At 44.7% G+C, this 23,471-nt stretch carries 23 protein-coding genes, 1 pseudogene and 1 riboswitch; of the genes and pseudogenes, 17 read left to right on the forward strand and 7 right to left on the reverse strand.

What is annotated here, in order from left to right; all coding sequences use genetic code 11:
* Nucleotides 1-417: 417 nt before the first annotated feature.
* Both ADS79_RS15385 and ADS79_RS15390 read right to left on the reverse strand, forming a co-directional pair.
* Nucleotides 418-1,374: an aldo/keto reductase gene (locus ADS79_RS15385; RefSeq protein ID WP_049739319.1), complete on the reverse strand. Its 957-nt coding sequence runs from the start codon at nucleotides 1,372-1,374 to the stop codon at nucleotides 418-420.
* Between the two features lie 13 nt (nucleotides 1,375-1,387).
* The gene (locus ADS79_RS15390; RefSeq protein ID WP_049739320.1) at nucleotides 1,388-1,789 is read right to left on the reverse strand and encodes a MerR family transcriptional regulator; all 402 of its coding nucleotides are present in this window, start codon (nucleotides 1,787-1,789) and stop codon (nucleotides 1,388-1,390) included.
* Nucleotides 1,790-2,854: 1,065 nt separating this feature from the next.
* On the opposite strand from ADS79_RS15390, the gene ADS79_RS35335 reads away from it, so the two are divergent.
* The 3 genes from ADS79_RS35335 to ADS79_RS36125 all read left to right on the forward strand — a co-directional run bounded on the left by ADS79_RS35335 (nucleotide 2,855) and on the right by ADS79_RS36125 (nucleotide 3,590).
* Nucleotides 2,855-3,007, forward strand: a complete 153-nt coding sequence (locus ADS79_RS35335) for a fibronectin type III domain-containing protein (RefSeq protein ID WP_161807296.1) — start codon at nucleotides 2,855-2,857, stop codon at nucleotides 3,005-3,007.
* A 75-nt stretch (nucleotides 3,008-3,082) separates the two neighbouring features.
* Complete coding sequence (locus tag ADS79_RS36545; RefSeq protein ID WP_307725644.1) at nucleotides 3,083-3,334, forward strand: ATP-dependent DNA ligase; 252 nt, start codon at nucleotides 3,083-3,085, stop codon at nucleotides 3,332-3,334.
* Between the two features lie 49 nt (nucleotides 3,335-3,383).
* Nucleotides 3,384-3,590: a hypothetical protein gene (locus tag ADS79_RS36125; RefSeq protein WP_049739321.1), complete on the forward strand. Its 207-nt coding sequence runs from the start codon at nucleotides 3,384-3,386 to the stop codon at nucleotides 3,588-3,590.
* A gap of 465 nt (nucleotides 3,591-4,055) precedes the next feature.
* Here the strand turns inward: ADS79_RS36125 and ADS79_RS34395 are convergent, their stop codons facing one another.
* Together ADS79_RS34395 and ADS79_RS15400 are read right to left on the reverse strand one after the other, a co-directional pair.
* Nucleotides 4,056-4,139 (reverse strand): YjcZ family sporulation protein, encoded by an 84-nt coding sequence (locus ADS79_RS34395; RefSeq protein WP_084765902.1) that lies wholly within the window; start codon nucleotides 4,137-4,139, stop codon nucleotides 4,056-4,058.
* A 458-nt stretch (nucleotides 4,140-4,597) separates the two neighbouring features.
* The gene (locus ADS79_RS15400; RefSeq protein WP_049739322.1) at nucleotides 4,598-5,011 is read right to left on the reverse strand and encodes a hypothetical protein; all 414 of its coding nucleotides are present in this window, start codon (nucleotides 5,009-5,011) and stop codon (nucleotides 4,598-4,600) included.
* A gap of 484 nt (nucleotides 5,012-5,495) precedes the next feature.
* Between ADS79_RS15400 and ADS79_RS34400 the strand changes: the two genes are divergently transcribed.
* Nucleotides 5,496-5,705, forward strand: coding sequence for a hypothetical protein (locus ADS79_RS34400; protein ID WP_084765904.1), 210 nt, complete (start codon nucleotides 5,496-5,498; stop codon nucleotides 5,703-5,705).
* A 162-nt stretch (nucleotides 5,706-5,867) separates the two neighbouring features.
* On the opposite strand, the gene ADS79_RS36665 is transcribed toward ADS79_RS34400, so the two are convergent.
* On the reverse strand, nucleotides 5,868-6,101 hold the full coding sequence (locus ADS79_RS36665) for a DUF7674 family protein (RefSeq protein ID WP_420835286.1): 234 nt from the start codon (nucleotides 6,099-6,101) through the stop codon (nucleotides 5,868-5,870).
* 547 nt (nucleotides 6,102-6,648) lie between these two features.
* Between ADS79_RS36665 and ADS79_RS15405 the strand changes: the two genes are divergently transcribed.
* The 4 genes and pseudogenes from ADS79_RS15405 to ADS79_RS15410 all read left to right on the forward strand — a co-directional run bounded on the left by ADS79_RS15405 (nucleotide 6,649) and on the right by ADS79_RS15410 (nucleotide 8,675).
* Entirely contained in the window at nucleotides 6,649-6,966 is a 318-nt protein-coding gene (locus tag ADS79_RS15405) for a hypothetical protein (RefSeq protein ID WP_049739323.1), read from the forward strand.
* Between the two features lie 238 nt (nucleotides 6,967-7,204).
* Nucleotides 7,205-7,615: pseudogene (locus tag ADS79_RS36670) on the forward strand (NUDIX hydrolase).
* Nucleotides 7,616-7,636: 21 nt separating this feature from the next.
* Nucleotides 7,637-7,849, forward strand: coding sequence for a matrixin family metalloprotease (locus ADS79_RS36675; protein WP_084765906.1), 213 nt, complete (start codon nucleotides 7,637-7,639; stop codon nucleotides 7,847-7,849).
* Between the two features lie 79 nt (nucleotides 7,850-7,928).
* Complete coding sequence (locus ADS79_RS15410; protein ID WP_049739324.1) at nucleotides 7,929-8,675, forward strand: hypothetical protein; 747 nt, start codon at nucleotides 7,929-7,931, stop codon at nucleotides 8,673-8,675.
* A gap of 334 nt (nucleotides 8,676-9,009) precedes the next feature.
* Here ADS79_RS15410 and ADS79_RS15415 read toward each other — a convergent pair whose 3' ends face one another.
* Nucleotides 9,010-9,597, reverse strand: coding sequence for a CAP domain-containing protein (locus ADS79_RS15415; protein WP_049739325.1), 588 nt, complete (start codon nucleotides 9,595-9,597; stop codon nucleotides 9,010-9,012).
* A gap of 7 nt (nucleotides 9,598-9,604) precedes the next feature.
* Nucleotides 9,605-9,763: riboswitch (cyclic di-AMP (ydaO/yuaA leader) on the reverse strand.
* A 431-nt stretch (nucleotides 9,764-10,194) separates the two neighbouring features.
* Between ADS79_RS15415 and ADS79_RS15420 the strand changes: the two genes are divergently transcribed.
* From ADS79_RS15420 to ADS79_RS15440, 5 genes are all read left to right on the forward strand, one after another.
* Nucleotides 10,195-11,082 (forward strand): MurR/RpiR family transcriptional regulator, encoded by an 888-nt coding sequence (locus ADS79_RS15420; RefSeq protein WP_049739326.1) that lies wholly within the window; start codon nucleotides 10,195-10,197, stop codon nucleotides 11,080-11,082.
* A 45-nt stretch (nucleotides 11,083-11,127) separates the two neighbouring features.
* Nucleotides 11,128-12,426, forward strand: a complete 1,299-nt coding sequence (locus ADS79_RS15425; RefSeq protein ID WP_049739327.1) for a CapA family protein — start codon at nucleotides 11,128-11,130, stop codon at nucleotides 12,424-12,426.
* A gap of 26 nt (nucleotides 12,427-12,452) precedes the next feature.
* The gene (locus ADS79_RS15430; RefSeq protein WP_049739328.1) at nucleotides 12,453-13,925 is read left to right on the forward strand and encodes a serine hydrolase domain-containing protein; all 1,473 of its coding nucleotides are present in this window, start codon (nucleotides 12,453-12,455) and stop codon (nucleotides 13,923-13,925) included.
* Nucleotides 13,926-13,957: 32 nt separating this feature from the next.
* A complete protein-coding gene (locus ADS79_RS15435; RefSeq protein WP_049739329.1) occupies nucleotides 13,958-15,217 on the forward strand; it encodes an MFS transporter in 1,260 nt (419 codons plus the stop codon).
* A 90-nt stretch (nucleotides 15,218-15,307) separates the two neighbouring features.
* Nucleotides 15,308-16,804: a long-chain-fatty-acid--CoA ligase gene (locus tag ADS79_RS15440; protein WP_049739330.1), complete on the forward strand. Its 1,497-nt coding sequence runs from the start codon at nucleotides 15,308-15,310 to the stop codon at nucleotides 16,802-16,804.
* Nucleotides 16,805-16,879: 75 nt separating this feature from the next.
* Here ADS79_RS15440 and ADS79_RS15445 read toward each other — a convergent pair whose 3' ends face one another.
* Nucleotides 16,880-19,012, reverse strand: a complete 2,133-nt coding sequence (locus tag ADS79_RS15445; RefSeq protein ID WP_049739331.1) for a helix-turn-helix domain-containing protein — start codon at nucleotides 19,010-19,012, stop codon at nucleotides 16,880-16,882.
* 126 nt (nucleotides 19,013-19,138) lie between these two features.
* Between ADS79_RS15445 and ADS79_RS15450 the strand changes: the two genes are divergently transcribed.
* From ADS79_RS15450 to ADS79_RS15465, 4 genes are all read left to right on the forward strand, one after another.
* Nucleotides 19,139-20,590, forward strand: coding sequence for an aldehyde dehydrogenase family protein (locus tag ADS79_RS15450; RefSeq protein WP_049739332.1), 1,452 nt, complete (start codon nucleotides 19,139-19,141; stop codon nucleotides 20,588-20,590).
* Nucleotides 20,591-20,616: 26 nt separating this feature from the next.
* Entirely contained in the window at nucleotides 20,617-21,507 is an 891-nt protein-coding gene (locus ADS79_RS15455) for an NAD(P)-dependent oxidoreductase (RefSeq protein WP_049739333.1), read from the forward strand.
* 222 nt (nucleotides 21,508-21,729) lie between these two features.
* A complete protein-coding gene (locus tag ADS79_RS15460) occupies nucleotides 21,730-22,071 on the forward strand; it encodes a thioredoxin family protein (protein WP_141261107.1) in 342 nt (113 codons plus the stop codon).
* 66 nt (nucleotides 22,072-22,137) lie between these two features.
* Nucleotides 22,138-23,421, forward strand: a complete 1,284-nt coding sequence (locus tag ADS79_RS15465) for a glycoside hydrolase family 18 protein (protein WP_049739334.1) — start codon at nucleotides 22,138-22,140, stop codon at nucleotides 23,419-23,421.
* The last annotated feature ends 50 nt before the right edge of the window (nucleotides 23,422-23,471 follow it).

Here is a 23,471-nt window from a genome sequence, read left to right on the forward strand (position 1 = left end):
CGATTAGAAAAAAGTAGTAAGAGCAAGTCCTACTCAGGGTGATATGCGAGATCAGAGAGGAAACGCTTGAAAGTAGGTCATGAGTTTGATGTAGGGGTGCGGAGGCGTGTGTTACGATATCAGTAAATTCCCTCCTGATTATTTGTTCTTGATGGAGAGATTCAAAACTTGCCGAAATTCTCAAATAGATGGAAAGACATGGGGCATCTGGTGGGGAAAGCATAAAAGTACGAATTGTATTTTGAATCGCACAGGCTCTGAATAGTGGTTATTAGGGAGTTGGTTGTGTCTTGAAAAATGGTGAGTACCAGATACGCCACGAGGCAACTACAGTATTTCTAACAGCAACTCATACCGCCTGACTACCAAACGAAAAACCGCCTGTAGAAAGGAGGCGGTTGTGAACAAAAGCCGTACTCATGCCTGATGCAGGCGGTGCATTTGCTCCTGACTTAAATGAAGGGTTAGGGAGTCCAAATTTTCTTGGAGTTGCTTGGAGCTGCTAGCAGCTATGACAGGAATCGTTGGCGGTGAGTGTTGGAGCATCCATGCAAGAATGATTTGATTCAACGTTCCACCTACCTCGGTAGCAACTTCTGTTAAAACGGAAAGTCTTTTTTTGGAAGAAGGGTGTTCATAAGCGGTTGGAAACGATTCACCTTGTCTGGTGTATGCACCATGTAACAGGGGAGAGTAGGCTAACATGACAATATCTTTATTACGCCTACAATATTCCAGCAGCTCAACATCTGCGCTAACTTGAATGCCGAAATCAGCATCTGATTTAGGGTGAAGATAAGTATAGCGTTGTTGAATACATGAGTATGAGACAATATTTTTCTCCTTACTAATATTACTTGCCTCTATGACTCGAGAAAGCTGATAATTACTGCAACCGACGGTCCTTACTTTTCCGGACCGGACGAGGGAGTCAAAAGTCTCTAGAGTTTCTTCGAGTGACGTATGGACATCATCTATATGAGCATAATACAGATCGATATAATCGGTGCCCAGACGTTGCAAGCTTGCATCTAAGGCCTGTTCAATGGCCTTCCTTCCCAAGCCTTCTTTATTTTCAAATCCGCCACCTGGAAAAAGTGGTTTTGCTCCTACTTTGGTTGCTACAAACATATGTGATCGATTGTGGCGTTCTCTCATCCACTGCCCAAGCAGCAATTCACTTTCCCCACCTACGCATCCCTTATTCCAAAAGGCATAATTGTTTGCTGTATCTAAAAAAGTACCACCAGCATCTCTATAGTGATCCAGTAATCGATAAGAAGTAATTTGGTCGGTTTTGGAACCAAAATTTAGGCAGCCTAAAGCAAGCGCACTGACTTGTAGTCCTGTCGATCCTAACGGCAAACTCCTCATCTGAAATTTCCCCTTATTCGGTATTTTGTTTCGTTTCTTTTGAATGCCTTGCTTCCCACGCTTGATAGTACTCAATTTTTCCTCGTAATACCCGCAACGTGTCTTGTAGATCCTTTACCTGCGCCAGAAGTGTCTGCTCATGCTCCTGCAATAATTGTCTTCTCTGTCCAATGCCGTCGTTACCTTGTCTCATCAGATCGGCAAACCGTTGCATATCTGCTATAGGCATTCCGGTATTACGAAGCCTAGCGATAAGCTCGATCCATTCCAAATTGTGTGTGTGGTAAGAGCGATGGCCATTCTCCCCTCGAGCCACCGGTTCCATTAATCCTATTTTTTCATAATAGCGAAGAGTATGAACACTAAGTCCTGTTCTAACGGCTGCTTGTTGAATCGTTAATGGCTGATCACCCATGAGAGGCTCCCTCCCTTGTTTTATGTTTAGTTTACAAGTTAGAGTGTACTCAAAGTCAACAGTGCAAATGGAAGAGCGAAATGGGTATGTTTTCCTTTTTTCTATCAGATACAGTGACAACGCCGCCATCGGATAAACGCACAATCAAAATAAGAAATGTGGGTCACTCGATTAAGCTGGTCACGCTAAGCACATTGATGATGCGGCAAAGGTGAGGGTAGCTTGATAGAATGAAGATGCCCGTTGTAAGTTTCAGACGACGAAAGGAGACCTTTTTATCTGTTGATAGAACGCCGTGTGCGATGAAAGTCGCCCGCACGGTGTAGACTCGTTATAAAACCATAAGGTATAAGACGAGAATAGCGTAACTCCAATTTCAGATCTGGACTATTCGCAATATGTATTGATGATTAATTTCACATTTAGTAAGCCAGTAGGTGCTACTAGCGTAGTGTTACAACAGTCTCAAGAAGATGGTGTGTGGAATGATTTGACATTCCCATTAGACGCAAATTCAACTACAGCCTCGGCACCAGCGTTCATAGGAACACCAGTGAAGTACAGATTGTTAATAGTAGGTGGTAGTAAGGCCGGATATTCTAATGAAATCACTGTCACTGCATTACCACCAGTTTAAAGCATCTCATTTACTAGAGTATCCCTTAGGAAATATCCTAAGGGGTATTCTATATTAAATTAATAGGGAGCTGCAGATGTGACTCCCTGATAAAATGCATTAACTTTGGATAGGTTACCAGCACGTGTTGCTAGGTTAAGCTGAAGGTGCCCGTTGTAAAAACCTTCTTATTCGTTGATGGAACGCCGTGTGCGATGAAAGTCGCCTGCACGGTGTAGGCTCGTTCGAATACCCTCGATTAGGGAAGGGAATAAGACGAGAATAGCGATACGACACCGATTAATGATGTTAAATTAGATTCGTACGGAGGTAGCATTACTTATGGAAGGTACGTCAATTTTTACTACTCGATTCCACAAGGAGCCGAATCAGAAAAAATAATTCAGTCTACGGATAACGGGAAAACATGGGAGGAAGCCTACCTACCAGTGGATATTTTTGTGTTCACCTATAATGGGGTTCCCAAGCATATGGCAAGAGTCGCTCAGTTGGAGCCAGGAAATACCTATCAATTTCGCGTTGTCGTGACTGGTGGACAGAATCAAGGGAAGTCAAATATTATCACGTTTGAAGTGCTATAACCATCAACGGCCCTCGGGAAATCCCGGGGGTATTTTTTCAACTAGACCATGAACCCGCCTCGAAACGAACGGCCGATGCTGCTTGAACAGATAGATAAGCCATTTTCTGACGCTCAATACGTTTTCGAACCGAAGATCGATGGTCATCGTTTGGAATTATCTCGAAGTAACGGAAAGACTCGCCTGTTCACTCGGCACAACAACGATGTGACGTCGAAGTATCCCGAGCTGGTCACCTTGCAGTTTGATGGAACTGATCTGCGCGATCTGTCATTGATGAGCGCAAGTCGATTCTCGATTGCGCGATCACAGATACGGCAACAATGAGCAAGATTGCTTACATTAATGGGCGGGGCGAAGGATCATTAAAAGGAAATTGGAAGGCGTAGTAGCCAAAAGAAAAGACGGTCGCTACTATGCTGGCAAGCGTACAGACGATTTCGTAAAGATCATCAACTATTCGTATGCAGATGTCAGCATTGCAGGCTGGCTTAAGGGTGGCTTCGGATGGCTAGCGCATGTGAACGGACGACCGGTAGGTGTGATCGAGCTTGGAGTCCTCCACCCACAAGCAGGCGTTTAACAGTGTTGCTATGTTTTTGATTACAGGTGAGGATCTTGATTTTATATACGTTCAGCCACTTATCAAAGCCCGCGTCAAATTCGCAACTGGACAAAAAGCGGTGTGCTACGATCTCCAGTGTTCATAGATTTCGTTTTAAATCAGGTAGATTAGGCTAGCAAGTGGGTGAGCTTTTTTTAATTCACAGTTATCTACTAAGCGGCTTCCCATGCACTTGCTAGGCACATTTTTTCATCGTGGTACGAATGCGGTGGAAGATTGATTATTATTCAGTTTCCCCTGGTTCCAAGATATGTAGCACTATTTAATTTAAACTACCAAAATAGACGGGTATGTTTTGGGTTTCGAAGCAAAGAGACGGTGAGGGGAATTTGGCTCTCATTCATGGCTTATACCTCTATTTCCTCTTCTGCCTTTTCAAAATAAAAAAGGGCAGCTTATAAAGCCGCCCATAAACAATGAAAATTATTCGCAACTGCTAGCAACAATTACTAACAGGACGAAGAGAACCAGAATTAAAGAAAAGTCATCAAAAAAGCCAGTGCTCATTAAAATCACTCCTTAATTGTGATTGAGGATAACCCCCAAATTAAGGTATGTCATATAATTAACTATGTAAGGGCGTTTGTACAAGAAAAATAAATTGGGTGTAAAAAATGTAATTCTTCGGTGATTTACACAATGCTCATTGTGTAGAGTGAACAACATAAGTCCCTCCGCATTTCTGCAAAGGGACTGCTGTATAAAGTCTCTGACGATAAGACTTACCATAGCAGTAGTCGTAAATAATTAAGGACGCCAGGGTGGGTGGCGTCCAAGAGGTAGGAGGCTAATGGAACAGTATTTTCATTAGCTTAAAATATCATATGTTTTCGAGGGGAAATTGGCGACACGGTGAAATGCAGCTGGAAAACAGTTTGTGTTACCTCAAAAAAACATGGGTGCGTTAATTCAGGTTGTTAGGGTTTTGTTGGTTGAGCGGAAAGACCAATTATATAAAAAAGTCATCAATTTTCCATTTTCTTTTTAAGTGCCTTAATAATATCATCTACAGTCATATTTCCATTTTCGTTAAGAAATTTCAGCATGTTATCTACATTTTTATTGCTCAAATCGCCTAGTGTAATGTACTTTCCCGTTAAGCTGACAATCATCGTAGCTTGTCTAAATAATTGAACAGAATCTACTCTTAACTTGCCACTTAAAAGAAGAATTGCCACAATGTGTTCTAAATTTTTGCCATTGAGGCAATGCAAAATTGATGAACGATTGGTTGACTGTTTCCATTTTCCATTACTTGATAAACGATTGGTTGACTTTTTCTTTTTTCCGTTACTTGATGAGCGATTAGTTGACTGTTTCTTTTTTCCATTACTTGATGAATTTTGTGTTAACCTATCATTTTTTTGAAAGGAGTCCATTTATATTCTTCCTCCCACCTAACATGGTAATTGCTCATACGAGTTGTTAAATGCGGTGAGGAATATACCACCAAAAAAATCCTCTCGTAGGAGGAAGGACTGGATGGTACAAATTTCACAGTAGAACGGGGATTAGTATATGCAAGCGGAATCTATTACGCCTTTACGAATAGGGGTTTTCTCCAGAAACGTGATTCGTCCGTTTATTAATTCAATTTGTTTGTACATCTTCAAACGTTTTGGCCGATTTTAATCAGCTGCAGGGGCTCTTAATGAATGATTCTCGCATTGTTTCAAGTACAGTAATATCAGTGATGGAATCTAAATGTTGAAGAAATTTCTTCATCATCACAACCTCTTGGTTAACTTGTTATTTGACAATATATGAAGATTACTGTTTTTTGAATGGACTTTTGACTAAGGAAAACTACAACGTGTAGTCCATTTTTTCACAATGCTCATTAAGTAAAGGGAGGATGTTCGTATGAGTAAAACTCAATTGGCAGAATGTCCGCATTGCGGATCGGATGAAGGATATTACACAAAGACGCAGGTTTCTGGATCGGTTAGGTATCATGGTGGATTTGATAGATCGGAGCGCGAAAACGGCGATATGTACGAACACTTATCGCACAAAAGCGGCAAGGTAGCTTATTGCTCAGCTTGTGATAAAAGGCTATTTAAGTTGTATTAACAAAATGTGTAATTTGAAAATCAGTCTTCAAAACCAATATAAGGGGTTTTTCCAGACCAAAAACGATTCAGTGCATCCCACCATCGTAATAAGACTGGATGTAAGTAACAAACAAAAACTTCCGGATCTAATTCAACATGTGAGGAATGATTTTGTAAGGATTCAAGAAATCCAATTGTCGCATCTAATATAACTGTCACCATTGGTATGGAGGTTCTCCACAACCTTGAATATGCAAGGAAACTCATTGAGCATTTTCTTTTGATAAAGATCCACAACGTGACTAGTGAAATCTCCAATATCGACATAAAGCAGACGCTCTTCACCATCTTCATATGAGTCTCTAACGTATGTTAGCCATCGCTCTTTATAAGAAGGACAGGCAGATAAAAACAAGTCTATAACTTCTTGTTATTGTATCATTCGATTATCACTCCAACAAAGGTGTTTCGAAAATGTTATCACATTAATAACTGGGCTTGACTTTGCCCTTTTGATACATCCAGACCAATGACTGGATTCATAGATCTCTCCCTCTCCAAAGAATTATTGCCGGCAACCCCTAATGACTGCTCGCAGTTCCACAGCATCGCTAGTGATGCGAGATCTTTTTGTCCCAACCAGCCTAGATATGGTTTCTACAAGTAGGGGGTGAACAGTTTTTGCGACGGGATGAGGACTCCCACGGGTTCGACCGTTCTACCCCGGCTACCGTAATGGTACGAATTCTTCAATGAAAGAGGTCAACCAGTAAAAACTGGCTGACCTCATAATACGACGGGATCGATAGTGGTACTAACACAATTAGAGGCTGCTGGTGTTAATACCGTCAGCCTTTTGCTTACTACGGGCAGGATAGATTAATTTATTTCACGAATTCCTCATTATGGAAATCGTAGTATGCAAATAAGACGTCAAGCGAACCAGATTAGGAGATCATCACATGAAGCGGTTGGTAATCACTTTCTTTTTAGCCATGATTCCAAGTATAGTTACCATGCTTTTATTAATCGAATACTTCCCATATACAGGTCTAGGAAGAGTTGTAAGTATTCCAATAACATTATTTTTTAATATTACTATCTTGTTAATTTCTCTGCTTATCACTCAAAAATTAAAATCAACTGTATTCAAAAGTTTGATTTGGATTGCAGTCATACCAATAAGTGTGTTGGCAGCGATTTTTTTGCATCCACAAGAATACTTACCTAGCGTTTTAACGCAACTTCGAGAACTGATATTTTCTAATACTACTAAATGAATAACTCCGTATTTTGGTGCACGGTGTCATTCGGTCCCTAGTTCCATCTGAGGAAATTCAAAAAAGCGGTGTAGGTGGAAACCTTGATCGAATGGCTGTAAATCATTAATCTAAAGGGCAGATTTACGTGGAGTACGTATTAACAAAGCAGGTAGGAAATTGTAAGGATTTACAGAAAAAGAAAAATAAATGGCTTGGGGCGGCAGCCATATGTGTGAATTCAGATAGACAGCTACTCATGGTATTACAAGGTAAACCAAGAGGAAAAGCGATGGACGGTGCCATCAGGAGGTAAAGAAAACGAAGTAACGTTAGAAGATTGTTGTATCAGGGAAGTCTACGAAGAGACTGGATATTAATGGTTAATGTAGGGTAGTTAATAAAATTAATAACAAAAAAGGGGCAGTTGGTCTCTTGGGATACGAGGTAACATACTTTGGGTGGAGATTACTGATGGAAAACCAACAAACCAAGACCCCGATGGACTTATCTATGAAGTTGCTTGGAAAGTGCTGAACAAATAAAAGACCTTGACTTCTCCTTCCCTGAAGATAAAGATTTTATTTTGAGTTATATTGCACAATTGGAGAGGGATAGACAAGTCCAACCATATCAAGAATCGTATCAATGGACACAAATTCTTAGATAAAATGATTTCGATAAGTTCAAACTGGATAGTGAAGCCTATAATTTACCGATTGAACGAGAACAAGAACTTTGTTTCCAAGCTGTAATGGCTCATGAGATTGGTCATGCCATCGGAATCGCTCATATTGATTTTGACAGTGCTACCCTAATGTATAAGAATATTGAAAAATGGACTAAATGGGGAATCTATTTTCCCGATGCTGATGCTCCTAACGCTGCAATAGCAATGTATTGACCATTAAACGAATAAAAATTATTCGCCTAATTAATTTATTTTTCAACCAATTTATCAAGTGTTTGAAAGGAGAATTCTAATGATTGGCATTAAGAATATAAAATCCACAAAAAAAATAGCATTGGCTTCTATTGGTTTTATAACAATTGCAGGACTTGCTGTTTACTATATAGGTGACTTAAAAAAACAAAATTTTCTTTATTCTAGTGATTCAGATTATAGAATAGTTTCTGGTGAAGCAATGTTTGCCGAGACATTCACTGACGTGGAGGGTCTTGCTGAAAATGCAGATATCATAGCTGAAGCTGAGGTTATTTCTCAAAAAAGTAACCCTAATTATGAAAGACTAGATGTATATACAGTCTCTGAATTAAGATTAACTAGAGTCTATAAAGGTGATGTAGAGATAGGTGATACAGTATCTGTACTGGAAACTGGAGGGGAATTCGATGAAAGAGAAGCGTCCAAATATACCTCAGGAAAGCCAGGATCTGAATTGAAGGATGATCTTGGTGAACCTGGAATAATAACGATAGGGATTGAAGGAAGTATTCCTATGAAAGAAGGAAATAAATATTTTGTTTTCTTAACAGAAAACCGCGATGACGTTTATAACATAGTAGGGTCAGTTCAAGGAAAAATAAAGATTAATGACGAGAAAACCCTTGTATCCCAAGTTTCATCGGAAGTAATAAAACATGGTAATAAACATAGTAATCTTTTTTTCCTGCAAGAAAATTATTCAGGAGAAAATATCTCTGAGCTTATATACGAAGTTGAACGTATAGTCAATAACCGTAATAAAAGGCATATAACCCACATTTAGTGTTTGTGGGTTTTGTTTTGGTCAAAAATCAACAACTTGCCCGCCATTTAACAAAAGAGAAATTAAGTAAAGAAGAGAGCTCGGATTTTATTAAACTAACAGGCACATTAGTTGAAGAAAATCGACAAGGAAAAGATCACCAATCTTCTTTCAACGAATGACACTTCTATCTACGTGAATACTAAAAATACTGTGACCGTTTTCTGGCAAAGTGGTTAGCCTGCGCCACAGTTAAATAATGTTTTTGCTGAAATACAGCAAGTATCTGCCTATCTGGAAAAAAACAAGAAAGCCGGGCCCCCGCTAAAGGACTCGGCATTTAGATCCAATTTCATTATCCGATGAATTCTTGTACCCAGTATCCATTCACAAAGCCTACACCGATTTTGGCGAAGGAAGGATTCATGATGTTTTGACGGTGTCCTTCACTGTTCATCCATTGGTTCATGACTTCCTCAGCGGTGCGTTGACCCATGGCGATGTTCTCACCCGCGGTCATAGAAGATACTCCGAATTGTTTCATCATGTCAGATGGAGAGCCATACGTAGGACTTGTATGGTCAAAGTAGTTGTTGCTCGACATGTCAGCCGCTTTTGCTTGTGCAACTTTGTTCAGGGAAGCATCCAGTTCCACTGGCTTCAGACCTGCTTTTGCACGCTCTTGGTTGACCAAATCAGTTATTTGCTTCCCAACCGCGGAAGCATCCACCTGTTGGTTAGCTTGTTTTACTGGCTGTTGAATTGGCTGCTGTTGATTCGCTGGCGCTGCATAAGGTGCTTGCATTTGCGGTTGGACAGGCTGCATATATGGTTGATACCCGCATTGCGGATAGGTGGTAGCGGCAGAAGCTGTGTTAGAAAAGCCGGAAAGAACAAATCCCAATCCCAATGTCGCGATTGCAATAGTACCAAGGCGTTTCATATTCACATCGTCTCCTTTTTTTGGCCTACGAGGTTAGTTGACGGATTCGGATTGAGGAAACAACCCTACGCACTTTGGCGATTCACCCCATGCAGATCTCTCATCTGCAAGTAAAAAAAGATCCCCCGCACTTCCATTCGAGAAGAAGTTTCGGCTGTTTTGTTTGGCATGACCTAGAATAACAGAGATTCACCGGTGAAAGAAACCCATAAAATTTGGTAGGATTAATATGAATATCTTTTGTTTACTTGAAAGGGTGGAGACTGACCTGAAACCAGTCGGCTACTCCATACCGTATGTCATCTTCATGCGCATTCCAATAACGAATATCATTCGTTCAAAAAAACAGCGGTCAGTCTAAGGCTATATTTAGCTCTTAGATGGTCGCTGTTTTATTTAGTGGCGTCAGTCTAAAATATACAGACTATTTAGCTCGATATATCAGTAGAACCGCGAGAAAAGATAGGTAATGCCAGCAGGGATTACACATCAAAATGAAGGATAAACTACATTTTTCAGAAGGTATTGAAGTGTTTTATTTCAAAAGATATACTATTCTCAAAATTACCCACAAATGACGACAAAGGAGCTTCTGCCATGGAGCAGCATGTGAAGGAACGAATTCGGAAGCAGTATGGCAATCTAACCGCCAGCCAAAAAATCATATCCAAAATCGCGATTGAAAAGCCTGGCTTACTCGCGATCCATACAGCCAAGAAAATCGCGGAGCTGACGAATACGAGCGAGGCTACTGTTATCCGTTTCTGTTACGCTCTTGGGTATTCCGGGTACACCGAGCTTCAGGATGAAATCAAAAAATCTCTTGTGATAGGAGAGCAAAAAAAAGGGCCATTTCAAAAATACCGCGATTCTGAAGACGCACTGAGCCGCGACAATTTCGCCCATCAGGTGATTGAAACCGATATCGCCTACCTGCAGCAAAGCTTGCAACAAATTGACTACCGCCTCCTGCAGCAAGCCATCGATCATATTATTCGAGCAAACCGCATCGTGGTTGTCGGCTTCCGCTGGTGTCATATTCCTGCCAAATGGTTGTTCTCCTCGTTGAATGCGATCAAGGGCAATACGCATTTATACATCGGAGCAGTAGACAATGCCGACTATTTTCTCACAGAGAGAGATCAGGAATGGCTCGTCATTGCGATCTCTTTCCCGCGGCACCCGAGTGAAACAGTGGCACTGGTCCATTCTGCCAAGGAGCTGGGAGCCAAAATCCTGGCGATTACGGAGGGAGAGCTGTCACCGATCAGCCAAGCAGCCGACTTGCTGTTGAAAATCACGACCCCGCAGCCTGTTGCAACAAGTGGCATGCCGACGCTCTTTTCCATCCTCAATGTTCTGATCAAAGGAGTAATGGTTCACGATTCGGAAAACGTGCAAAAACGATTGCAGCACTACGACGAAATCAGCTCCAAGCTGTATTCCTTCGTCGGTGATGAGGAAGATGATTATTCGATCTTTTGATGTTACACGCCAATAATTCTAGCCCATAAGGAGGAGCACTCAAAAATGACGAAACCGATTCTTTTTGCCGCAACGGGTGACAGCTTTATTACGCGCAATCTGCCTTACAAGGACCAGGCATTTCATGAAGTGTCCCGCTTGCTGCATCGCGCAGATGTACGAATCGCCAATCTGGAAACAACCGTTCATGAAAATGAAGGCTATCCGAGTGCTCAAAGTGGTGGTACTTGGGCGATGTCGCCGCCATCGGTTCTCCAGGTTATGAAGGATTACGGCTTTAACCTGATCGGCTGGGCTAACAATCATACGCTTGATTATCTGTATGGTGGGTTAGAGGCGACCGAACGAAATCTGAATGGATACGGCTTTGTTCACGCGGGAGCCGGCAAGAATCTTGCCGAAGCAAGTGCCCCGCGGTATCTGGAATGTGAATCGGCCAGAGTAGCTCTGATCGCTGCCACCTCTACCTTCCATCCATGGTGGGCTGCAGGTGAACAACGACCGGATAGTATCGGCAGGCCTGGGATCAACCCCATGCGTTATATCATGACTCACCATGTGAAGGAGGAGAAGCTCAGACAGCTTCAAGCGATTTCAGAGTCTACCGACATCAATGCCTTCAACAAGCTGCTCATCGAGGAAGGCTTCATGAATGATTCTGGAACAGATGTCTTTCTGTTTGGAAGCTCTCGCTTCGTGGTAAGTGACGAGGAAGGAACAAGCACACAACCACATCCGCGAGACTTACAGCGAATCGTTAGAAAAATCGAAGAAGCCAAACAGCGAGCAGACTATGTGATTATGAGCATTCATGCGCATGAGATGGCGGGCGATGCCAAGGAAGTGCCGGCTGATTTCCTGCCGACTTTTGCAAAAGCCTGCATTGATGCTGGTGCACACGCTGTCGTGGGACACGGACCGCATCTGTTGCGTGGTATCGAAATTTACAAGAACAGGCCAATTTTTTATAGCCTGGGAGACTTTATTTTTCAAACGGAAGCCGTGACAAGTCAACCAGCCGATTTTTATGAGCATTACGGCTTGGATCATACGCATAATGTGGCCGACGCCTTGAATGCCATGAGTGCAAATTACACCAGAGGATTATGCGTCCATCGGGAAGTTTGGGAATCTGTCATTCCGCTGTGGAAAATGAAGGACGGAGAACTGGTCGAGATCGAGCTGCACCCGATTGAACTTGGCTTCGAGCTGCCTGTACATCGGATGGGGTGGCCCAGCATCAGTTCCGATACACTCATTTTAGAAAACCTTCAGGCATTAAGTGCGCCATATGGTACTGAAATCCAAATCGAAGGAGGGATCGGTCGGGTCATTTTAGGATAAAGATACGAAAAAAAGGGGGGAGAGAATTGTCAAAGCTGCTAGATCATGAGGTTGTGGAAAAATGGATGGAGGACGTAGACGACAAAAGAAAAGCATGGCATGTGCCGGGCTGTGCAATGGCTGTCATCCAAGACACGGAAGTCATCTTTTCCAAGGGCTTTGGACACCTCCAGCTAGGATCAGAAGAGCAGGTCTCACGACAGACGCTTTTTCCCATTGCCTCAGCCACCAAGCCTTTTACCGCACTTGGTCTGGCTATGCTGGTTGAGGATGGCTTGCTGGACTGGGACACCCCGCTTCAGACGTATTGGCCAGAGTTTCGCCTTTATGATGCGATCGCCACCAACCGCACTACCGTTCGTGATTTGCTATGCCATCGTACAGGGCTGCCACGTCACGATCTCGTGTGGTACCAGACTCCATTTGCGCGAGCTGAACTCATGGAGAGGCTGCGCTACCTGGAGCCCACCAAAGATTTTCGAGCTGCGTATCAATATCAGAATCTGATGTATACAGCTGCTGGTTTTGTCATCGAGAAAATAAGTAGCCTTACGTGGGAGCAATTCACCAGGGAAAGAATCCTGGATCGACTTGGGATGGAGAGTACACGGTTTTCTTTGGCAGACGCTCAACAGGTCGAGGAAGTGGCTCGTCCGTATATGAGCATAGGAAACCAAGTGGTAGAAGTACCATACTTGAACAACGAAGTAATCGGTCCAGCTGGTTCGATGATTTCATCGCTTGAGGATATGACCAAATGGCTGAAATACCAGTTACATTCGCAGGCAGACTTGCATGGACAGCTTCTGCCCTCGCGCAGGCACGCAGAGCTGCGTACACCTCATATGTTCAGTGGTTCCAGATCAGTTCCATACCCAGAAATTCCGATCACGGGTGTAGGACTCGGATGGTTCATCCAAATCTATCGCGGGGAAAAGATGGTCTATCATGCGGGTAATATACAAGGCTTTTCCTCGCTCGTCAGTTTTATTCCAGAGAGAAATTGTGCAGTTGTCGTGCTTAGTCAAGTAGACAATTCCCGCTTGCCGGCTGTTCTTACCTATGAAGCATACGATCGACTCCTAGGCGGAAAACAGGCTGATTGGCATAACCGGTTGAAAAAGGAAGCAGAAATCGAAGAAGAGCAGCAACGAAAGAATGCGGAATCGCTCAGACCTGTGAGATCGATGAGCGAAAACCAACCAGTGGATAAACCGCGGCAAGTATTGCCCGTATCGCTTGTTGGCACCTATCATCATTTGGGGTATGGACAGATTATCGTAATGGAGGAAGCAGGTACTCTGTGCATGAGATACCATGACATGCACTTTTCCTTGGAGCTTATTGGTGAAAATCAAATTGTGGCATCGTATCTGGAAACGTATCGTTTCATGATTCCGATTACCTTTCACACAGATCCTACAGGAGCAATCGTCAGCTTGTCTGCGAAAATGGAGCCGTCCATTGGCGCGAATGAGATCATGTTTACCCGAATCTGATTGATATTTTGTGAACGAATGGAGTGATTCCCATGATGGCCAGAATTACGATGATCATGCTATTTGTGCTTTACATGATTAATTACGCGGATAAAACCATTGCAGGCTATTCGGCTGTACCGATTATGGAGGAATTTTCTCTCTCGCAAAAGGAGTGGGGGCTGGTCGGAAGCAGCTTTTTCTGGTTCTTCTCAATCGCCGGAATCCTGGGAGCTGCCTTGTCTGACCGTATTGGCACGAAAAAAATGCTCGCGATTATGGCGATTTCCTGGACGGTCATCCAGTTTGGTGCTTATGCGATTGCGGGCTTGCCGATGCTCGTAGTGGCAAGGGTGCTGCTTGGGATTGGAGAAGGCCCCTTCTGGGCGACGGTTGTCAGTCACTTAAACAAATGGTTTCCAGAAGAAAAGCGCGGTCTGGTTTATTCAACCGTAAACTTTGGAGCTTTCGTCGGAGCTGTTGCCTCTGCACCCCTACTCGTTTCCATGATCGATTCAAACGGCTGGAGATTTGCTTGGGCATTCATGGGGGCGCTCAGCTTAGTCTGGTTAATCATCTGGCTTTTTATCGGCAAGGAAAGACCTCAAATTAGTGTAAATCCTACGAAAATGGACACGTCATCTCTACCAAAAGCGAAATGGTCCGATATTTCCGGCGTCCTGCTTTCATCTACTTTTATTCTCAGCTTTCTCATTTATTTCGCTCAAATTTGGGGAACGACCTTTGCAGCTGTGTGGGAGCCAGTCTATCTTGTCAAGGTCTTTGAACTTTCGAATCAGCAAATGGCTTATGCGATCGCAGGTACAGGTTTATTGGCAGGCTTGATGACGATTTTGATTTCCTGGATGGGCGATCGTCTCTATAAAAAGCATCGTAGCTACCGCAAGTCGTATGTGTTTATCGGAGGAACCTCCATTATTTTGGGAGGAATATGCTTCTTCGCTGTACCGTTCCTGCAATCGACCGCCCTTGTTTTGATTGCTCTTTGTCTGGGAAAAGGATTTGCTTTCTCAGTTGGTACAGCCGCATCTGTTATTGTCAGCAGCCTCTTGCCTGAGCGAACAGGCTTACTCGTGGGTGTCCTGTCCAGTCTCGTAACGTTGGCAGGAATCATTTCGCCGCTCGTCACAGGCTCGATTGTCCAAGCAGCAGGTAATGTCGGTGCAGGCTTTGGGAATGCCATGATCGTCAACGCGCTGTTGTTTGTCGTCTGCGGTGCATTATTCCTAATGTTTGCAAAGCGCAATGAACAAAAGAATGAGCTCAATCCGCCCATGACAAATGCCTCTTAACAAAATTTTACAAATTCCTTCTTTTTGGAAAGAAATGCTTTATACTGATTATTTCCAATGTTACAATTTTCAAAAGGGGGTAGATGTGTGATGTATCATTTAGATGAGAATTTAAAGCAGAGCGCTCAAAACTTCCCAGACCATACAGCCTACATATTTTTGGGGGAGAGCACAACGTATGCAGAGCTGGAGCAGCAGGTTGATTATTTGGCTGCAGGACTTGCCAAACGCGGTATAGGAAAAGGTGACTCTGTCGCTTTGATGTTGGATAACCGCCCGCACTTTGTAAGCGCTTACTACGCTATTCTTCGAGTGGGAGCGGCTGTCGTCCCGATGAATCCCATCTACACACCTAGAGAGATCAGCTTTATTTTGGCGAATAGCAAAGCAAAAGCAGTGATTGCCTTGGCTGCACTGGAACCAGTGGTGGCATCGGTTAAGGAAGGTCTGCAGGATTTAGAGCTGTTCATCTACACTGAACCGGTAGGTGATGAGCTGACGATCGATCAGATCATTCAGGAGCAGGAGGCGGACTTCGTAACACCAGAAATGAGTGAGGACGATCTCGCTGTCATCCTGTATACATCTGGTACTACCGGACAGCCAAAAGGAGCCATGCTCACTCACCGTAACATGGCATCCAATGCCGAAGCGATGGGCATCCTTTTTGAGCTGACCCCACAGGATCGAATGGTCTCTGTCTTGCCGATGTTCCACGTGTTTTGCATGACCGTTTGTCTGAATGGCCCTGTCCGTTACGGGGCAACGATGTTGATTATCCCGAGATTTCACCCCGTTGAAGTCATTACGACTATTCGTGAACAAAAGGCGACCTGCTTTGCCGGAGTTCCTACGATGTACAACTACATGCTCCAGGTTCCTACGGCAACAAAAGAGGATCTCGCTTCGATCAGACTATGCTGCTCTGGTGGAGCTGCCATGCCCGTCGAGCTGTTGCACAAATTTGAAGCCAAGTATGAACGGATTATTTTGGAAGGGTACGGTCTGTCTGAAGCGGCGCCGGCTACCGCGTTCAATCCGCTGCGAGGGACACGCAAGCCCGGCTCGATCGGAGTCGATATCCCGGGAGTCATCAACAAGGTTGTTGACCCAGAAGGGAATGAATTGCCTCGTGGAGATGTCGGCGAGCTCGTGGTCAAAGGTCCAAACGTTATGATTGGGTACCTCGGATTGCCGGAAGAGACGAATGCCGCACTCAAGGATGGCTGGCTCTATACCGGTGATTTGGCACGGATGGATGAAGAGGGTTACTTTTATATTGTCGACCGGAAAAAGGATATGATATTGGTTGATGGCTACAACGTCTACCCGCGAGAGGTAGAGGAGGTGCTCTATCAGCATCCGGCGATTATCGAAGCAGCTGTGATTGGCATACCAGATGAAGTGCATGGTGAAGCTGTCAAAGCATTCGTGGCGCTCAAGGAAGTCGCAGTTTCCAACGAAGAAATCGTAACCTTTTGCCAGGACAAACTAGCAAAATACAAAGTACCGAGACAGATAGAAATCGTAACAGAGCTACCCAAAAACAGTACAGGAAAAATTTTGCGCCGTTCCCTGCGAAAGTAAGAAAGGTACGTGAAAACCAGTTTAAAACAGCCTGTTGTTTTAAACTGGTTTTCTTTGTGTAAAAGCACGCACAGTTTACTCCTCGCGCAGATGGCAAGCCAGCTGCACCTTCAGCAAATCGGCCGGATGGTGCAGATCAATCGCAAGCAATTCCTCAATCCGTTTTAATCGCTGATAGAGTGTATTTACATGGATGTGCAAATCTCGCGCTGCCTGCTGCGGGGACTGATTGCACTTCATATACGTCAAGAGCGTGTTTTCCAGCTCCTGAAATTTATCCTGACCCTCCCATAGTGGGGCAAAGACATCATGGATAAAGGCATCAATATCCTCCCGAGATTGATTCAGCATCAAGCGATTGACCCCGAGATCGCTATACCTCACAACACCAGATCGACCGCGATTCGCCAAATAATGGGCTGCTTTTTTCGCTTCCTCAAAGCTCTTTCCGATCTGCTCCAAATCAGTGACAACGCTTCCGGCTCCAATTGACAGCGATATTTCTTTTTCCAGCTCCCATTCTTGAACAGCATCCGAGAGTCGTTCGATCATCTCCTTTACCTCCAATGAATTGGAAGCGGTAAGGAGAATCGTGACGTGATTATGAAACCCGTAAGCAAGAACCTGGTTGTTGGCAAACTCCCATTTCCAGCGCGTGACAAGTCGGTGAATGTTGGCTTCGAGCAGGGACAAGTCCTTGGAGGGGCTCAAATAAGCATAGACGACCAAAAAATCTCCATGTGGCGGCAAGCCAAAGGCTCTGGCACGTTCCAGCATTTCACTCCCTTTACTGGCTATCAATTCTTGAAAAATGTCGTGGGTACGCTTGTACAGAACGGAGCTGAGCGATTGTTTTTTCACCAAATCAAGTGTCAGAACAGCACTTCCCTGCTCAATCGTCACACGCTCCAGCTCGGACAGATGACGATCCTTGATCAAAATGATCAAACAGCCGAGAAATACACTCCCATTTGTCAGCGGATATACGTAACAGAGCTGCCTTTTATTCTTATGGCCCGAAACCAACTGGATAGAGACAGGCTGCCTTTTTCCAGCAAGTAATGTGGAAAGTTCATCCCAGCTAAACATGATCGAACTGTCCGCAGGATAATATCGCTGCTCCAGCCAGTCTGCAAAAAAGACTTGCTTGGCAGTCATTCTCCCGAGGGCTTTCACGATCGTTCCTGTGTCTTTATTTTGCAACGATAATTGCTTGATGGACTCGTGAATTTTGTTGCGCTTGACCAAATCATCATGCTTCATTCGCAGCTGTTCACTGATGGCCGCCATGTTTTGATAGGCTTGTCGTGACTCAGCGTATAGCCTCGCGTTTTGCAAGGCGATAGAGGTCTGATCAGCAAAGCCTTGGAGAAGGGCGAGATCGTAGCTTGAGAACACATTTTCCTGATGAAACTGATGCAGCACAAGCACACCGATTCGTTTTTGTTCCAGAGATATAGGCACGCACAAGAGACCGCTCAGGTTGTGAAGCGCTTTGGCATCATTCAGTGAGTGAAAGTTATCGTACGATAGATCCATCATCGCCAGCGAAGTTTCAGGATTGGTTCGGTACATGCGTGGCTGTCCATCCTGAAAAACCTTTCCGGCAATCGATTCGCCACTGCGTAATTTGAAATTTTGATAGACGGTGTCGTGAAATCCGACGGTTGCCTTCGGAACGAGTCGATCAATCTCTTCATCATAGAGGTGTAACAACCCGGCATCAGCTGCTGGAATAACGGCCAGCGCATTTCCGATAATTTCACGAATAATGCTCTCGACATCCAGCGTGGCAGAAATGGAATGAATCCCTTGCAGGAGCTTGGTCCATTCCTGACTTTTCGTTTGGATCGTTTTTTCTGCTATAAATAATTGAAAAGCGAGCCAAAGAATCTCCCATTGCCAAGGTGTAAGCGATGGCTGTATGGACTCCGAATTTTCCAGCATGACCACAGCCTGTCCTTCTTCAGCAAAAAAGAAGCGCAAATAGTAGAGACCAGCTTGTTCATCCAAACGAAAACGATCTACGCCAGATGCAAAAGACACTTCATCAGGCTTTTGCATAATGAAATTCTCTGCCTCAGGATGTAAAGCGAAGAGAAAGTAGAGCTGAAGATGGCGATCACGAGAGCCTTGCAGCCAGATGGAAAAAGAGGTGTCAGCAAAGTATTGACGCAATTGGGATAACAGATAAGCAAAGGCTTTCAAATCACTTCCCGCCTTATAGAGAAATACACATAAATAAAAGAATAACTATGTGTGTACCCACATTGTATGAAGTATTTTGAATTTATACAATACTCTTATAAGAACAAAGAGTAGGTGGGGGATCAAATGACAGCGACATACCAGAACTACATTAACGGAGAATGGGTAGCAAGCCATACAGGACAAGTATTCGCCAGTACCAACCCTGCACAAACAGCTGAGGTTCTCGGATACTTTCAAAAATCTGATGGAGCAGATGCACGTTCAGCGATTGAAGCTGCTGCCAGTGCTTTTGATACTTGGTCAAAAACACCTGCGCCTGTGCGCGGTGAGTTTCTCTTCTCTTTAATTCAATTACTTGAAAAGCAGAAAGAGGATTTGGCTGTGACGATTACCCGTGAGGTAGGAAAGACATTGCGGGAAGCACGCGGTGAAGTGAATAAAACCATTACATCCATGAAGCAATTGGCAGGTGAGGCTACCCGTTTGACAGGGCAAACCGTTCCTTCCTTTGATGAACGAGTCATTGGCTATACGGTTCGTGAACCAATCGGCGTTTTTGCAATCATCGCGCCATGGAACTTTCCACTGGGAATCGGCTTGTGGAAGATCGTCCCGGCCATTATTGCAGGGAATACGGTTGTATTTAAGCCAGCGAGCAACACCTCGTTAATCAGTGTCAAGCTGGTCGAGCTGTTGATCGAAGCGGGTGTACCTGCAGGAGTAGTCAATCTGGTAACGGGACCAGGCTCCGTCATCGGTGATGAGCTAGCGAATAACCCGTTGATCAAAGGAATCTCCTTTACTGGATCATCCGAAGTAGGCTTGGCATTGGGACAAGCAGTAGGAGCGCGTGGAGGCAAAATCCAGGCAGAAATGGGCGGCAAAAACCCGGCGATTATTTTGGCGGATGCAGACATAGACCTTGCGATTGATTGCATCGTGACCAGTGGATTTTTTGATAATGGACAGCGTTGCACGGGAACGAGTCGCGTGTTGGTAGTTCCAGAGGTAGCCGAACAAGTGAAAGCCAAATTGATCGAACGTGCGAAGAGCATGAAGATTGGAAACGGGTTCGATCCGGAAAGCAGTAATGGTCCTGTCGTGGACGAGCATCAGCTAAATCTGTATCTCCATTACGTTCAAAAAGGAATCGAGGACGGTGGCGTACTGGAATGCGGCGGTAAACGTCTGGTGGATGGGGATCTGGCAAATGGCTATTTCGTAGCGCCAACGGTCTTTACAGGTGTGACGCAGGAGATGACAATTGCCAAAGAAGAAATTTTTGGTCCTGTGATCGCAGTCACTGATGTGGAATCATTCGAGCATGCCATGGAGATTGCCAACCAGGTGGAGTTCGGCTTGTCATCCACGATTTTCACGAACGACTTGCAGAAGGCATTCCATTTTGTAAAAGGCATCCAGTCAGGTGTGACGCACGTCAATATGCCTTCTACGCATTTTGAATCGCAATTCCCGTTCGGCGGTAAAAAGATATCTGGTCTCGGTCCGAGAGAGCAAGGAGAATCGGCACTCGATTTCTACGTTGAGACCAAAACTGTCTATATTCGCGCATAAGCCTTGAGAAGGTAGGGGGAGCAAGTATGGAAGCGATTGGAGTCATTGGCATTGGAGCAATGGGCAAGGGAATGATTGGCAGTTTATTGAAAAAAGGCTATCATGTCTACGCATACGATCCAAGTCCAGCCGCACAGCAGTGGGCACAGGAGCAAGGAGCACATGTTGTAGCTTCACCGCAGGCTGTGGGCTGCGTCACCCGTATCGTATTTACTTCTTTACCGGGTCCTGCGATTGCCGAGCAGGTGATGCTCGGGGAGGACGGACTCTACCAAGCGCTGCCAGAGGACAGCTACGTTTTCGATACAAGCACGATCGATCCAGCGACGGCCAAGCGATTGAACCAAAAGGCACTGGAAAAACAAATCTACTATTTCGATTGTCCGGTAAGCGGTGGACCAGCGGGTTCTGCGGCAGGAACCTTGACGATCATGGTTGGCGGAGAAGAGTCCAAGCTGGAAGCAATTATGCCATATCTGCAATTGATCGGAAAAGAGATTTTCTATCTGGGAGAATCAGGAGCGGGTCAGGTAGCCAAGCTCTGCCACAATTCAGTAGTCGCCGTGATTACAGCTGCCTTGGGAGAAGCACTGACAGTTGGCGCAAAGGCAGGAGTCGATCCACACAAGCTGGCGGCTGTGATTGATAAAGGCTCTGCTCACAATCGGGTTCTCTCCGTATTTGGCCCCAATATTTTGTATGGCACCTATGAAAAATCAGTCTTTTCGCTAGATCATATGCACAAAGACTTGCAGTTGTATGCTGCCACTGCTCGCGAGCAGCAAGTACCCGTTTTGGTTGGCTCTACCGTTGCGCAGATGTATGAAGCAGCAAAAGCACAAGGCAAAGGAAGCTGGGATTCCTCCGCAGTTTGCACGGTAACGGAAGAGCTGGCAAAGGCAACGGTTGCACGATAAGGTTATACGAGGTTAGTCGACGGTTCTTTTTCTGGGGCTGTCGACTTTTTCGTTTTCAAGGATGCGTGGTGAAACGCATGTTACTTGGATTTGACCATTGGAGATTAAGTAGTTATTATGGATGCACAAAGTCTTTTATTGATGTTTTTATAAAAAAACAAAGGAAGATAGTATTGAATGCCGCCTTGACAGACAGAAGCGCCGAGGCTAGGATAGAGCATCATGTTCTATGAACCGAAGAAGGGGAGAAACGCTTTGCAAGAAATCAGCGCAGCAGAGCTTCATGATTGCATAAAAAAAGAACAATCATTTGCTTTGTTTGTTTTTACACCCATGTGTGGAACCTGCAAGCTCGCAGAACGAATGCTAGAGGTTACGAGTGAGGCATTGCCCGCCATTGTGATCAAAAAGCTCAATATCAACGTTGCACACGGACTGGCAGAACAGCTGATGATTACGAGTGTTCCAGCTCTTTTGTTGTTTCAAAAAGGCGAGCTGGTAGCAAGGCATTTTGCCATTCAATCTGTTGCTTTTTTGTATGAGGTACTAAAACCTTTGGTCTAGACATACACCTATTTCCTTCATGCTGAATAACTAAAGAAGAGAGACATCGTGTGAAGGAGGAGGCATATGCAAATCCATGTGGTGGAAAGCGGACAAACCTTGTCCAGCATCGCCGAAACATACGGTACCACCCCAGCGGCGATTGAAAAAGCGAATGAATTGCCGAACCCGGACAATCTTGTCATCGGACAGGCGATGGTTATCCCGATTGAAGGCAGTTACTATTGGGTCAGACAAGGAGATACGCTGTATACAATCGGACAGCGGTATCAAATAAGTGCAGCCGAGCTCGCCAGAGTCAATGGGATTTCTCAATATCGACCACTGCAAATCGGTCAAAAACTCTACATTCCGCCTCGTCCGAGAAGAGCGGCTGACTTCAATGCGTATGCGGAGCCGAAACGCACCGTTTCGCCCGTGCTGGAAGCTGACGTACGGCAAGCGGCACCTCATCTTACTTACTTGGCTCCCTTCAGCTTCCGAATTAAACGGGATGGAACACTGCAGCGTCCTGCTCTGGACGATTTTCAAGCAATCGCGAAAGACAACCATGTGTTACTCATGCTGGTGGTCACCAATTTGGAAAAGGATCAATTTAGCTCAGAGCTGGGCGGTCTTATTCTGAATAATGAAGAGCTGCAAAACAAGCTGCTTGATACGATCATCCAGACGGCAAAAGAACTAGGCATGGGCGATATTCATTTTGATATGGAGGCGCTGCCAGCACAGGATCGGGACGCCTACGTCCGTTTTTTGCGGAAAGCACGAGATCGGGCACATGCGGCAGGCTTGATGATGTCCGTCGCGTTAGCGCCGAAGACAAGTGCGCAGCAACAAGGAAAATGGTATGCAGCTCATGACTACAAGGCGATAGGAGAGCTTGCAGACTTTGTGGTCATCATGACGTATGAATGGGGATATAGTGGTGGACCGCCAATGGCTGTCTCTCCGATTGGACCCGTACGCAGGGTATTGCAATACGCCCTGACAGAAATGCCCGCTGAAAAAATATTGATGGGGCAAAATCTGTACGGATACGATTGGACGCTGCCGTATCAGTCGGGAACGACCGCAAAAGCACTGAGTCCACAGGCAGCAATCGCTTTGGCAGCCAAACACAATGTGCATATCCAATATGATTACCGTGCTCAGGCTCCATTTTTTGAATATACGGACGATGAGAATAAAAAGCATCAGGTCTGGTTTGAAGACGCACGCTCCATTCAAGCGAAGTTTAATTTGGTTAAACAGCTGGGACTTCGGGGCGTCAGCTACTGGAAATTGGGTTTGCCATTTCCGCAAAACTGGCTGTTGATTGAATCTAACTTCCGTGTACGGAAAAGAGCATAGAGGAAAGGCGTACAGTCCCGAAGGCTTGTACGCCTTTTTTTCGCCAGGAG

Origin of the sequence: Brevibacillus reuszeri, from assembly GCF_001187725.1 — a bacterium.
In the GTDB taxonomy this organism is placed as follows: domain Bacteria; phylum Bacillota; class Bacilli; order Brevibacillales; family Brevibacillaceae; genus Brevibacillus; species Brevibacillus reuszeri.

Bases quoted from the DNA above. Each gene is read 5' to 3' on its own strand.
- ADS79_RS15385 (WP_049739319.1), bottom strand. From the start codon at position 1,374: ATGAGGAGTTTGCCGTTAGGATCGACAGGACTACAAGTCAGTGCGCTT.
- ADS79_RS15390 (WP_049739320.1), bottom strand. From the start codon at position 1,789: ATGGGTGATCAGCCATTAACGATTCAACAAGCAGCCGTTAGAACAGGA.
- ADS79_RS36545 (WP_307725644.1), top strand. From the start codon at position 3,083: ATGCTGCTTGAACAGATAGATAAGCCATTTTCTGACGCTCAATACGTT.
- ADS79_RS34395 (WP_084765902.1), bottom strand. From the start codon at position 4,139: ATGAGCACTGGCTTTTTTGATGACTTTTCTTTAATTCTGGTTCTCTTC.
- ADS79_RS15400 (WP_049739322.1), bottom strand. From the start codon at position 5,011: ATGGACTCCTTTCAAAAAAATGATAGGTTAACACAAAATTCATCAAGT.
- ADS79_RS34400 (WP_084765904.1), top strand. From the start codon at position 5,496: ATGAGTAAAACTCAATTGGCAGAATGTCCGCATTGCGGATCGGATGAA.
- ADS79_RS15405 (WP_049739323.1), top strand. From the start codon at position 6,649: ATGAAGCGGTTGGTAATCACTTTCTTTTTAGCCATGATTCCAAGTATA.
- ADS79_RS15410 (WP_049739324.1), top strand. From the start codon at position 7,929: ATGATTGGCATTAAGAATATAAAATCCACAAAAAAAATAGCATTGGCT.
- ADS79_RS15415 (WP_049739325.1), bottom strand. From the start codon at position 9,597: ATGAAACGCCTTGGTACTATTGCAATCGCGACATTGGGATTGGGATTT.
- ADS79_RS15420 (WP_049739326.1), top strand. From the start codon at position 10,195: ATGGAGCAGCATGTGAAGGAACGAATTCGGAAGCAGTATGGCAATCTA.
- ADS79_RS15425 (WP_049739327.1), top strand. From the start codon at position 11,128: ATGACGAAACCGATTCTTTTTGCCGCAACGGGTGACAGCTTTATTACG.
- ADS79_RS15435 (WP_049739329.1), top strand. From the start codon at position 13,958: ATGATGGCCAGAATTACGATGATCATGCTATTTGTGCTTTACATGATT.
- ADS79_RS15440 (WP_049739330.1), top strand. From the start codon at position 15,308: ATGTATCATTTAGATGAGAATTTAAAGCAGAGCGCTCAAAACTTCCCA.
- ADS79_RS15450 (WP_049739332.1), top strand. From the start codon at position 19,139: ATGACAGCGACATACCAGAACTACATTAACGGAGAATGGGTAGCAAGC.
- ADS79_RS15455 (WP_049739333.1), top strand. From the start codon at position 20,617: ATGGAAGCGATTGGAGTCATTGGCATTGGAGCAATGGGCAAGGGAATG.
- ADS79_RS15460 (WP_141261107.1), top strand. From the start codon at position 21,730: ATGTTCTATGAACCGAAGAAGGGGAGAAACGCTTTGCAAGAAATCAGC.
- ADS79_RS15465 (WP_049739334.1), top strand. From the start codon at position 22,138: ATGCAAATCCATGTGGTGGAAAGCGGACAAACCTTGTCCAGCATCGCC.